The organism is Domibacillus enclensis (assembly GCF_900156125.1).
Lineage (GTDB): Bacteria > Bacillota > Bacilli > Bacillales > Domibacillaceae > Domibacillus > Domibacillus enclensis.
Window position 1 is genome coordinate 290,475 of record NZ_FTLX01000001.1, and the last position, 12,318, is coordinate 302,792.

The following is a 12,318-nucleotide window of genomic DNA, read 5'->3' on the forward strand; positions in this document are numbered from 1 at the left end:
TGAATTTTGCACATAGTTAAATAAGATAATTTCAAAAGCCGAACGATGCATCGTTCGGCTTTTATTCTAGTGGTTTTGCCAATAACGTTTTTTTTACTTCTGAAGCGCCCGGTTGATGAGAGCAGCGGATTCCTGCCGCGTCACTGGCTGCTTCGGTCTAAATGTGTTGTTATTGTAGCCGTAGGCGATTTGGGCTGCGATTACCCGCCGGATCGATTCATAGGCCTGCATTTCAGGATAGACATCGGTAAAGGCGATCGATGCCGTTTTGTTTAACGCAAATGCATTCGACAAAATAATGGCCATTTGTTCGCGCGTTACGGGGCGATCGGCATAAAAGGAGCCGTCCGTAAAGCCATTCATGACTTCGTGTCTCATCACCGTCTCGATTTCACTCGTTCCGTTTGTCGGAAGCCCAAGCGCCTTGACCATCATAATCGCTGCCTGGCCACGGGTAACGTATTCGCCCGGGCGGAATGTTCCGTCCGGAAACCCGTTAATAATTCCCTGACTTGAAAGCGACGTAATGTCCTGATAAAAATTGTGGGAAGATGGCACATCCGTAAAGGTTTTCACCGGTAAAGGCTTGTCCGTTTTTTCAAGATAGGCGGACGATACATACCCGGCTTGTCCCGTTGCGCTTTTAACCGGAATCCAGACATACTGGACATTTGAACCTGCGTTTTGATCAAACTGCCAGGAATCCGTCACTTCAAGAACGGTTCCTTTTGCTAAAGAACCACTCAAGCTGCCTCCTGGAGCCGTGCGCAGATTGGGGCTGGCAGTCGTTTGAACGCGATCCCCTTTTTGAATGGTGTATATTGTATCATGCGTCTGCTCTGTGACCGTATAGCTCATTTTCGTAAACACAATATTTTCTGATGAATTCGGATTGTACTGAAAATCGCTTGATTGAAATGTAAATCCAGCCAGCTTCGTGTCATTTAAATAGCTGTTTTGTTCAATTTTCGCAAAAACCTGCTCCTGGTAAGCGAGAAGGTTTGGCAAGCCCGTGGATTGAACAATCGGGCTGTTCACCGGCTTGATGCCATTATACGCCATAACCGGGAAATACCAGTTTTCAATGACATCACGATCTGCACCGGCGATTTTCGGCACACGAGCATCATACATCTTATCTAGTACGGTGACCCCGGACTCAATGTTATAGAGAATATCTGTTTTCAGCTTGTCTGTGTCAAAGTCGCTTTGATTCGTCAGCTGCATTAAGCCGATCCCGCCATCGGCTGACACAATGGCCTGTCCGTTTGAATCAAACTGCTTCCATGCTCCGCTTTCCTGCGAAACAACGGCTTTCACGACTTCCGGTGGTATCTCCTGCTCAAGCGCTTCTGCCGTAATGAGACAATTTACCTGCTGAAAAGACGGATTAACCCCTTTCTGCAAGCTTCCATATGAGGCACACGCTGATGCATCTGCGGAGGCTTGTCCGCTAAACGCCGCAAGTACCGTTAAAAATCCTGCTGCGATAACCGTTTTCTTCATTCGATCCCTCCCTTTCTTTCCCTTTACTTTACCATATTAGGTGATAACTTACTATTTTTACCATAAAAAAAGACTTGCCCATTAAGCAAGTCTCCCTCTTTTTAAAGCAATCGCGCAAAGGCCGATTGTAAATAACGGTCAAAGGCTTGCTGCTCCCCTTTCACCCAATACAGGCTTTCCGGATAAGACAGCTTGTCCGCGTAAATATTATCAACCACTTCCACTTCTTCATCCGTTGTTTTGCCGCTCGTCACTTGAATGAACGGTTCTGTTTCATCAAATACGACGTCAAACCGGAGAAACCGATCCTCGATCCGTAGAACAGCCGCATTTTCTGCCGCTTCAAATACACTGTCCAGGCCGACTGAATGATACTTTTCTAAATCATTGTCGAATGCTTCAAGCTTTCCGTATAAATCCAGAAATAAATCCGATAAAAAAAGTTCATCCTCAAACCGGTTATCCAGTGCAGAAAATAGCTGTTCCTTAAATGACATGACATCTGCTCCTTTTTTTGAATATTCTTATTTCACAGTATAAAGAATATTATTCATAATGGAAACCTTTCGTTTAAAATACGATTCCTTTTTGATTTCTGTCCGGTGCTTGTCATTTTCCGTAGCGGATTCGACAGATTTTGAGTAAAATAGAACTAAATCGTCTTTGACAAAAAAGGGGCAGATGTCATGGAACCTATTTTCACCTCTTCATCCCTGCTCACTGCGTATCAGTGGCTATTTGAACAAGATGACGAAATTTCTTTTGCCATGGATACAAGTGGCCGGATACAGCTGATGAACGAAGCGGCTACCCGTCTTTTAGGCTATTCTGCTACAGAATTTTTTACGATGGATTACACAGCCATTTTGCTCAAGCAGCACGCCGCTCAAACAGTGCAGCATTTTCAGCGGGTATTTACCGGACATAAAGAATCTTTCCGGACGGCGCTTCGCCATAAAAACCGGCAAGTAGTGTATGTAGCGGTAACGGCCGTGCCCATTTTTCACGATCAAAAGATTCAAGGAGCCATTGGCATTGCGCGTGTTCGCACCGAAGAGCAATACAACAGTGACCTGCTGAACGGACAAAACGCGGTTTTGCAAATGATTGCGAAAGGTGCGCCGATCCAGGACGTGCTGCAGCAAATTGTCAATACAATCGAACGGTTCTCACCCGGACACCCCTGCTCCATCCTGCTGCTGGATGAGGAGAAGAAACATCTTTATCACGGAGCAGCCTCTCATCTGCCTAATGAATATATTACAGCAATCAATGGCGCCGCAATCGGTGAAAATCAGGGCTCCTGCGGCACAGCAGCTTTTTTGAAAAAACCGGTGATGACGACTGACATCAAGCAGGACCTGAGGTGGGCTAACTATCGGGACATTGCTTTAAAGCACGGGTTAAAAGCCTGCTGGTCCACGCCGGTATTCGACAATGACCGGAATGTCATCGGCACATTCGCGATGTACTACAATCAAGTATCTGCGCCAACGAGTATGGACAAGCGCATCATCCAGGAAGCGACAGACCTGGCAAGCCTGGCCATCCAGCATTACAAAGCGAAAAACCAAATTCAGCAGCTCGCTTACCACGATTATTTAACCGGGCTGCCAAATCGGCGCCAGTTCCGCCGCGTACTTGATGAGACCATCGCACACAGTCCTGACGAAACACACGCCCTGCTGTTTCTTGACCTGGACCGTTTTAAATTTATCAATGATTCTTTTGGCCACAAAAGCGGGGATGAGCTGCTGAAGATGATTGTCGGCCGCATTCAGTCCCGCCTTGACGACACGGTTCTGTTCTCTCGTGAAGGCGGGGATGAATTTACGATTTTGCTTAAGGCTGCTGATGAGCAGCAAGCGGATATCATGGCAAAAATAGTACTGGACGAGTTCCGCGCACCGTTTACTCTGTTCGAAAACGATTTGTTTATAACAGCAAGCATCGGCATCAGCTTGTACCCACGAGATGGCCTCCAGGAAGAAGAACTGTTTCGCAAAGCGGATATCGCCATGTATGAAGCAAAAAAAAGAGGCCGAAATTCGTATGAATTTTACACAAATACGCTGGACCGCCAGTCATTAAAAAAGCTCAAAATGGAAAGTGAACTCCGGACGGCGCTGGACCGGGGCGAGCTGTTTCTCGTTTATCAGCCTGTTCATAATTTGTGCACCGGTCAACTGCAGGGAGCGGAAGCACTGATTCGCTGGAACAGCCGGCATTTCGGCCTTGTGTCACCCGCAGACTTTATCCCGCTGGCAGAAGAAACCGGCTTGATCATCCCGATTGGCGAATGGGTGATCCGGACAGCGTGCCGGCAATTAAACATATGGCAGACGCTCGGTCAGCCTATTCAATCGATATCGGTGAATTTGTCCATTTCGCAATTTTATCAGCACAATTTGGCGGGCATGATTGAATCCATTTTGCAGGAAACCGGCGTTCATCCGAGCCATGTCACGTGTGAAATAACAGAAAGCATGACGATGGACACCGACAACGTGGCTGCGGTATTGCACAGCTTAAAATCTCTTGGTGTGTCCATTTCGATTGATGATTTCGGTACCGGGTACAGCTCCCTCAGCTACCTGCAAAAGCTGCCCATTGATACGCTGAAAATTGACCAGTCGTTCGTCCGCGATATTGCGGTGAATGAAAGCGCGGAAAAAATCGCTACGACGATTATTCTCATGGCTCACCACCTCGGCCTTCACGTCGTTGCAGAAGGAGTGGAAACCGCCGAGCAGCTTCAAATTTTAAGGGATTACCGCTGCAATGCCGCTCAAGGCTATCTCCTGGGCCGGCCGGTGCCGCCAGATGAATTTTTCCCAAAGAACTTCCCGGTCAGCCTTTAACATAAAGAAGGGAGTGACAAAATGGTTCAATTACAAGCTGGAAAGCATTTGCTGAAACGAAAAATTGCGACCGGCGCTTTAGCCGTTACATTGTTTTCTTTCATAATCGCCTTTTACCAACCCACGGGCAAAGGCAGAGCTCATTTTGTCTCTTTTCTTTCATTTGCTTTTCGGCAGTATTTTGCTTTGGATCGGGCTCGCTGCTTCCCTGGTCTTTTTCTTGACGGACCGACTGCTTGCTCGTTTTCAAAAACCGCTCACCTACCCTCTTGCCTTCGGGAGTTTAGTTGTTCCGGCCGTGATCTGGCTTTTATTTATGAGTTATCATTGGGTAACATCTACTTAAAACGTATCACCTAAAAATGGCCGTCTCCCAAAAAGGATGCCCCCCTTTTTATGGCGCAAATATAGACATATAAGGCGCAATTCATTCGGAATTGCGCCTTATTAGCAATTATTGCGCCGTAATTTGAATTATTGCGCCAGCCCTTCCTTTTGCCATTGACATCCTCCTGGCTCCGTCATACACTACATATATACAATCAAACAAATATTTGAATGAAGGGGATGCACATGACCGAGCAAACAAAACGTAAAAAAACATCCGATTCGTGTGAAACAGCTTGTTTTAATGAAGAGGTTGTGACACGTGTCCAGCCGCGAGTTGAGGAAGTCAACGGAGTTGAATTGCTGTTTAAAGCGATGTCAGATGCCACTCGGCTGAAAATCATTTATGCGTTAACGCTCGAAGATGAACTATGCGTGTGTGATGTTGCTCAAATCATTGGCTCCTCCACGGCAACAGCGTCCCATCATTTGCGTCTTCTCCGGAATATGGGCCTCGCCAAGTACCGGAAAGAAGGAAAAATGGTGTACTACTCCGTCAAAGATCACCATGTTCATCAGCTGGTCAGTATTGCGCTTGAACATTCCAGAGAGGATTGAGGACGATGAGCGAATCAAAAAGTGTATACCGTCTGCAAGGTCTTTCCTGTGCCAATTGTGCGGCAAAATTCGAAAAGAATATTAGAAGCATTCAAACCGTCGAAGATGTGCATCTGAATTTCGGTGCGTCAAAAGTGGCGGTCACGGGCGAAGCATCCGTCGAACAGCTGGAAGCAGCCGGCGCGTTTGACGGCATTAAAGTATATCCGGAACGGCAGAAGTTCACAGAAGAAAAAGTCCCCTTTTGGCAAAAGCGTGAAAACAAAAACACCATCGCTTCCCTGTTCTTTTTGATTTTCGGCTATACCTCGAGTTTTACACTGGGAGAAAACCATGTAAGCACGACTCTCATTTTTGCTTTATCGATCCTGATCGGCGGGTTTGATCTGTTCAAGGTTGGCTTGAGAAACTTGATGAAGCTTGAATTTGATATGAAAACGTTAATGACTGTTGCCATCATCGGCGCTGTGATCATCGGCGAATGGGGAGAAGGAGCGGTTGTTGTCTTTCTTTTTGCTTTAAGCGAGGCGCTTGAGGGCTATTCGATGGACAAAGCACGCCAGTCGATTCGTTCGCTTATGGACATTGCCCCGAATACTGCGATCATTAAGCGAGGGAGCCAGGAGTTCGAAGTGGCAGTGGAAGACATTCAAGTCGGCGATCTTATGCTCATCAAGCCGGGCCAGAAAGTGGCGATGGACGGTGATGTGCTGCGCGGCCAGTCTTCCATTAATCAAGCAGCGATTACCGGTGAATCCATCCCTGTTCAGAAGGAAGCAGGTGACGAAGTATTCGCTGGCTCGCTAAATGAAGAAGGCTTTCTGGAAGTGCGTGTGACGAAGCTTGCGGAAGAAACAACCATTGCAAAAATCATTCATTTAGTTGAGGAAGCCCAGGCAGAGCGGGCTCCATCGCAGTAGTTTGTCGACAAATTCGCGAAATTTTACACACCGGCGATTATGGTTATTGCGCTGCTAGTCGCGGTCCTTCCTCCTCTTTTGATGAGCGGAGACTGGTCAGAGTGGATTTACCGCGGGCTGGCTGTTTTAGTTGTTGGCTGCCCGTGTGCACTCGTGATCTCGACACCGGTTGCCATTGTTACGGCGATCGGCAATGCCGCCAAAAACGGCGTGCTGATCAAAGGCGGGATTCATCTGGAGGAAACCGGCCGTTTAAAGGTCATTGCCTTTGATAAAACCGGCACACTGACAGAAGGAAAACCGGAAGTGACCGATATCGTGGCGCTGTCCGATCTGGACGAACGGGAGCTTTTAGCCATTTCAGCTGCCATTGAAACGTTTTCCCAGCATCCTTTAGCCTCTGCTATTCTCCGGAAAGCCGGAAAAGAAAACGTCACCCCGTACGCGGCGGATGATTTTCACTCCTTTACGGGAAAAGGAGCAAAAGCGGTCGTGAATGAAACGCTTTATTTTATCGGCAATCCAACATTATTTGAAGACATGCAGGTGATTCCACCAGAAATCAAGCAACAGGTGGCCCGTCTTCAAGCGGAAGGAAAAACCGTGATGCTTGTCGGTACAGAGGGTGACATCAAAGGCTTTTTCGCCGTCGCCGACCAGGTGAGAAAAAGCAGCCTGTCCATTATTCAAAAGCTGCAAAAGCTCGGCATCGAAAAAACGGTTATGCTGACAGGCGACAACCGGGCCACGGGGGACGCGATCGGCTCTCAGCTTGGGTTAAGCGACGTACAGGCTGAGCTTATGCCGCAGGATAAGCTTGACGCCATCAAATTACTCCGGGCACAGCATGAAAAGGTGGCGATGATTGGAGACGGCATTAACGACGCGCCCGCTCTTGCCAGTGCGTCGGTCGGCATTGCCATGGGCGGTGCCGGCACAGATACCGCGCTCGAAACAGCCGATATCGCGCTTATGGCGGATGACCTGGAAAAGCTTCCATATACGATTGCCCTGAGCCGCAAAACGCTTTTCATTATCAAGCAAAACATTGCCTTTGCATTCGGCTTAAAGCTGCTGGCGCTCCTCCTGATTATCCCGGGCTGGCTGACGCTGTGGATGGCTGTGATTGCTGACGTCGGCTCTACTTTAATCGTTGTCCTAAACTCGATGCGGTTGATGAAAACAAAAGATTAATGATGGAAGTGACCGGTAACCGATACGATCTGACCGATAAAACGATTTTTCCGGTCGGATCGGTCTGTTTATCAGTCACTTCCTTTATTTTATCAGTCAAAATGGACCTATCCTGTTTTAATAGCACGAGTAAAGCCCTGCATTTCTGCAGGGCTTTCCATCGTTATTCTTTCATTCGGTTTTCATTGACCCACCAGTCGATGTAGTCTAAATCGAATACGAATATGCCACTAGCAGGTTTTTTGTGAGGAAGCTTTTTTTGGTCAATCAGGTTCTCTATCTCCTCATAAGCTAGTGGGAAGTCGATCGAATCAAGGTATGAAAGTAAATGATTTATGCCTTGGATTCTTCTCATTTCATCACCTCCCACCAACATTTCTCATGATCTTAAAACGCTGAGAAACCTTCGTGTAAAGGATCAAACGATTGAATCTATCATCCTATATACCCACTCTAGCGGCTATTTACACCTGAACCGAGATGCAGAATCCGCTCACCCGGCACCATCATCTTAAAGCATTGGCCCGGATAATGCGCATAAAGATAATCGACAAAATAAGCCGGGTTGTCCGCGTTAAATGGAAAAAGATCATAATGAATTGGGATGACTAAATCCATTTGAACGGCTTCTGTCAGGTCGGCAGCTTCCCGAAAGCCCATGTTTCCAGCAATGCCTTTCTCCGCCCGGCTGTAATCTCTTCCATTAATCGGCAGGAACGCAAGGTCGATAGAGAATGGCTGCAGCGCTTCAATGAGCTCACTGTGCAAAATCGTGTCTCCGGCGTGATAAAAAAGAATACCGTCTGTCTTCACGATATAGCCAAGGTACGCATGGTCCCCGTTTTCATCTACTGAAAATTCTTCGTGCTGACAGGCAACAGGCAAAACAGATACGCCTGCATCATGAACCCATTCCCCCGCCCGAGCCTCGATAATCCGCTGATCCGGAATGCCGAGCGATTGAAGACGTTCCACAGCAGGCGCCGGACAAATAAACCGGGCGTTTGGTGAAGCGCTCTCAATGCCGCGCAGCGAAACCGGATCGAGATGGTCCCCATGGTCATGCGTGATCAGCACATACCCGGCATTTGTGACGCCCTCCGGCTGAAGCGGCGGATCAAATTTTCTCGGCCAGGCACCGCCTTCATTTAAGGAGTCCGATAAGTACGGGTCAATATAGAACATGACGTCCCGGGTTTTAAGCGCGACACTCGCCTGTCCAAGATGCCACACCGCCACTCCTCCATGCGGTACAGCCGTTTGATTCATTTCTTCGATCAGATTCTCTCCAGACCGGCAATTGCGGTTATTCCTTTTCATACAGTCCACTCCTTCATATTATTTTCGCTCAAACGCACGGCGCTCTCCGTATTCTGCACAGGACGGGCACAGCTTTACGGCTTTTCCGTCACGCCCTTGAAAAGAACGGAGCGGCAGACCGGATCGTTTACACATCGAGCATTTTCGTCGAAGCCATTGAAACACTCGTCAGTTCCCCTTTCATCATTTTATCTTTCACTCAGCATACAAGACTCTCTCCCTGCTGACTACCCTCAGAAGCCGTTCAACAGCCAGATCAGCAAACCATAACGTTCTACTGTATTGTTTGAAGCAAATATGATATGTTATAGGTACTATAAACATTCAAGGAGGTGTGTCTATTGGGAAGGCGTTATTGCGTATTGGCGAAGTGGCGAAATTAAGCGGACTCTCTTCACGGACGATTGATTACTACACACAGTGCGGGCTGCTGCCTGTTGAACGGTCTTCATCGAATTACCGTTTGTATCCCGAGACGGTCCTCCAAACACTTGAACGTATTCAATTGTTGAAAAAACAACGCTTGTCGATTGAGGAAATCAGCCTGGCACTTCGAACACCAGAAGATCAGGAAATCGACCCCATCATGTATGATGTACAGGACGAAATCGACTGTTTACAAAAAAAGCTCGCTTCACTGGAGGAAAAACTCAAAAACGCGCCACCCGAGGAAAAAGCGCGGGTGCATGGCGTATTGGAAAAACGATTGACAGATGTCATGAAGCTTTTAACATTGTTTTAACACTATATGGAGGTGAATCCCTCACTAGAGGGAAATAATTGGATATTATCACAATCACAAATTTGTTTATGCTTGTTCTTTTGCTTGGGCTGACGGCGTTTTTCGTCGGATCAGAATTCGCAGTTGTGAAGCTGCGCATGTCACGAATCGACCAGCTCATTGCAGAAGGAAATAAAAAAGCGGTTCTTGCTAAAAAAGTAGCGAGCGACCTCGACTATTATTTGTCCGCCTGCCAGCTGGGCATTACCGTCACAGCTCTTGGTCTCGGCGCACTCGGCAAGCCGGCGGTTGAAAGCCTCATGTACCCGATTTTTGATTATTTTGAAGTATCGGACGCCGCTGCATCTGCTTCGTCTTATGCGATCGCGTTTATTCTCGTCACCTTTCTCCACGTCGTACTTGGGGAAATGGCACCGAAAACATTAGCGATCCAGTTTGCGGAGAAAATGACGCTGCTGCTTGCCCCATTTTTATACTGGTTCGGCAAAATTATGTACCCGTTTATTTGGGCGTTGAACGGCGCATCACGCGTTCTTCTTCGTTCGTTTGGCGTTAAGCCGGCTGGACACGATGAATCGTATTCCGAGGATGAGCTGCGCATTATTATGGCGCAAAGCTTCCAGGGCGGCGAAATCAACCAGTCAGAGCTTGCGTACATGGAAAACGTCTTTTCATTTGACGAACGGGCCGCTAAAGATATTATGGTGCCGAGAACCTCTTTTATCGCACTGGATAAAGAAATGAAATATGCGGACATTGTCAGCATATTGGCTGAGCATAATTACACGCGCTACCCGGTAACAGAAGACGGCGACAAGGACCGGATTATCGGTGTCGTGAATGTAAAAAAAATGCTGACGCACATTGCCGCAGGACGCGAGCGCAAACTCGAAGACTTTGTCCGCGATCTGCCGCTTGTCCATGAAGTCACCGGCCTTCAAGAAGCGCTGTTGAAAATGCAGACGGCCCGTGTTCATATGGCGCTCGTCATTGATGAATACGGCGGCACAGCCGGCATCATTACAATGGAAGACATTTTAGAAGAGCTCGTTGGCGAAATCCGCGATGAATTCGATGCGGATGAAGTGGCCGATATCGTGAAGAAAAGCGATCGTCAATACGTATTAAACGGACTTGTTTTATTAGAAGAATTAGAAGAACGGTTCGGGCTTGAGTTTGAAGGCAGCGACGACGTTGATACGATCGGCGGCTGGATTCAATTCAATAAAATGGACAGTGTGGAAGTGAACGACACCGTGACAGACGACAACGGCACGTGGACTGTGACAGAAATGGATCATTACCAAATTAAGCAAATCCTTTGGGAACGGTTGGAAACAGAGGAAACGCAGTAACCGGAACCGCCGATCTCAAATGCGGTACGGACATTTTACGGAGGTGAGTCCCCGCTATAGGGGAAACAATTGGACGGAATGATAATATTAAACTTGTTTTTAGTAGCGTTAATGATCGCATTAACCGCGGTTTTTGTCGGTGGCGAATTTGCGATCTTGAAAGTGCGTATGTCCAGAATCGATCAGCTTATTTCAGAAGGAAACAAAAAAGCCGTTCTGGCAAAAAAAGTAGCCAATGATTTGGATTACTACTTGTCTGCCTGCCAGCTCGGCATTACCATTACGGCCCTTGTGCTCGGTGCACTCGGAGAGCCGACAGTTGAAAAATTGCTTCATCCTGTGTTTGAAAGCTTTGAAGTGCCGGATGCCCTCGCTACTGTTCTTTCATACGCGATTGCGTTGTCCATCGTAACGTTTTTACACGTTGTGCTCGGAGAACTGGCCCCGAAAACGCTGGCTATTCAATTTTCAGAACGCATGACCCTTCTTCTCGCACCGCCGCTTTACTGGTTCGGGAAAATCACCGCCCCAATTATTTGGACATTGAATGGAGCAGCGCGTCTGTTCCTGCGCTTGTTCGGTGTTGAGCCTGCCGGGCATGATGAGGTGCACTCTGAAGAAGAGCTGAAGCTGATTATGCAGCAAAGCTACAAAAGCGGTGAAATTAATCAAACAGAGCTTGCGTATCTTCAAAACATCTTTGCCTTTGATAACCGGATTATTAAAGACATTATGATTCCGCGAACTCAAATTGTCACACTAGAGAAAGACATTACCTTTGAAGACATGATTGCCGTTTTAGACGAGCACGATTACACGCGCTACCCCGTAACAGACGGACACGATAAGGATCAGGTCATCGGCTTTGTCAACACGAAGGAAATGCTGACGCACATCGCCGCCGGGAATGATCGGGAGATGGAACGATTTATTCATGACATGCCACGCTTTCATGAAGCGACACCGATTAGTTCCGTTCTCGTGAAAATGCAGCAAAACCGGACGCATATGGCGATCGTGACGGACGAATACGGCGGTACCGCCGGCCTCGTCTCAATGGAAGACATATTGGAAGAAATCGTCGGTGAAATCCGCGATGAATACGATATGGACGAGGTACCGGACATTCGCGCTAAAAGCGAAACCGAATATGTGATGAGCGGACGTGTGCTGCTGGCGGATCTGGAGGAACAGTTTGGCCTCGTCTTCCCTGACAGCGAAGATCTCGACACAATTGGCGGCTGGCTGCAGGTCCAAAGTGATAACGTCCCGGAGGAGGGCGACACCATCCCTCTTGAACCGCATCTCTGGACGATTTCCGAAATGGAAAATTACCAGGTGGTGCTGGTTGAACTAAAGCTGAATACGCAAGCTGACGCTTAACCAAAACAACCTGCTGACAGCTTGTCGGCAGGTTGTTTTTTCTTTGTATTATCCTGACTGCTCGCGTCAAAGCTGTTTGTTTCATCTTCATT

11 protein-coding genes and 1 pseudogene are annotated in these 12,318 nt (G+C 47.7%); 7 read left to right on the forward strand and 5 right to left on the reverse strand.

Annotated features, from left to right (window positions below; genetic code table 11):
* Positions 1-93: 93 nt before the first annotated feature.
* The gene (locus tag BW952_RS01440) at positions 94-1,506 is read right to left on the reverse strand and encodes an S-layer homology domain-containing protein (protein ID WP_076496161.1); all 1,413 of its coding nucleotides are present in this window, start codon (positions 1,504-1,506) and stop codon (positions 94-96) included.
* 101 nt (positions 1,507-1,607) lie between these two features.
* Positions 1,608-2,003, reverse strand: coding sequence for a hypothetical protein (locus BW952_RS01445; protein ID WP_045849515.1), 396 nt, complete (start codon positions 2,001-2,003; stop codon positions 1,608-1,610).
* 189 nt (positions 2,004-2,192) lie between these two features.
* Here BW952_RS01445 and BW952_RS01450 point away from each other — a divergent pair, with 189 nt between their 5' ends.
* From BW952_RS01450 to BW952_RS01460, 4 genes and pseudogenes are all read left to right on the forward strand, one after another.
* Complete coding sequence (locus tag BW952_RS01450; RefSeq protein ID WP_052698358.1) at positions 2,193-4,367, forward strand: bifunctional diguanylate cyclase/phosphodiesterase; 2,175 nt, start codon at positions 2,193-2,195, stop codon at positions 4,365-4,367.
* Between the two features lie 21 nt (positions 4,368-4,388).
* Complete coding sequence (locus tag BW952_RS19190; RefSeq protein WP_139325403.1) at positions 4,389-4,727, forward strand: hypothetical protein; 339 nt, start codon at positions 4,389-4,391, stop codon at positions 4,725-4,727.
* 213 nt (positions 4,728-4,940) lie between these two features.
* Positions 4,941-5,312 carry an ArsR/SmtB family transcription factor gene (locus tag BW952_RS01455; protein ID WP_045849514.1) on the forward strand — a complete coding sequence of 124 codons (372 nt, stop codon included), beginning with the start codon at positions 4,941-4,943 and terminating at the stop codon, positions 5,310-5,312.
* Between the two features lie 5 nt (positions 5,313-5,317).
* A pseudogene (locus BW952_RS01460) lies at positions 5,318-7,426 on the forward strand (heavy metal translocating P-type ATPase).
* A 163-nt stretch (positions 7,427-7,589) separates the two neighbouring features.
* Here the strand turns inward: BW952_RS01460 and BW952_RS01465 are convergent.
* From BW952_RS01465 to BW952_RS19285, 3 genes are all read right to left on the reverse strand, one after another.
* Positions 7,590-7,781 (reverse strand): hypothetical protein, encoded by a 192-nt coding sequence (locus BW952_RS01465; protein ID WP_045849513.1) that lies wholly within the window; start codon positions 7,779-7,781, stop codon positions 7,590-7,592.
* A 98-nt stretch (positions 7,782-7,879) separates the two neighbouring features.
* Complete coding sequence (locus BW952_RS01470; RefSeq protein WP_045849512.1) at positions 7,880-8,746, reverse strand: MBL fold metallo-hydrolase; 867 nt, start codon at positions 8,744-8,746, stop codon at positions 7,880-7,882.
* 18 nt (positions 8,747-8,764) lie between these two features.
* Positions 8,765-8,911: a hypothetical protein gene (locus BW952_RS19285; protein ID WP_156149406.1), complete on the reverse strand. Its 147-nt coding sequence runs from the start codon at positions 8,909-8,911 to the stop codon at positions 8,765-8,767.
* 169 nt (positions 8,912-9,080) lie between these two features.
* Between BW952_RS19285 and BW952_RS01475 the strand changes: the two genes are divergently transcribed.
* The 3 genes from BW952_RS01475 (at position 9,081) to BW952_RS01485 (ending at position 12,226) form a co-directional block, all read left to right on the forward strand.
* A complete protein-coding gene (locus BW952_RS01475) occupies positions 9,081-9,488 on the forward strand; it encodes a MerR family transcriptional regulator (RefSeq protein ID WP_231581275.1) in 408 nt (135 codons plus the stop codon).
* Positions 9,489-9,526: 38 nt separating this feature from the next.
* The gene (locus tag BW952_RS01480) at positions 9,527-10,843 is read left to right on the forward strand and encodes a hemolysin family protein (RefSeq protein WP_045849511.1); all 1,317 of its coding nucleotides are present in this window, start codon (positions 9,527-9,529) and stop codon (positions 10,841-10,843) included.
* A 69-nt stretch (positions 10,844-10,912) separates the two neighbouring features.
* Positions 10,913-12,226 (forward strand): hemolysin family protein, encoded by a 1,314-nt coding sequence (locus tag BW952_RS01485; RefSeq protein WP_045849510.1) that lies wholly within the window; start codon positions 10,913-10,915, stop codon positions 12,224-12,226.
* The last annotated feature ends 92 nt before the right edge of the window (positions 12,227-12,318 follow it).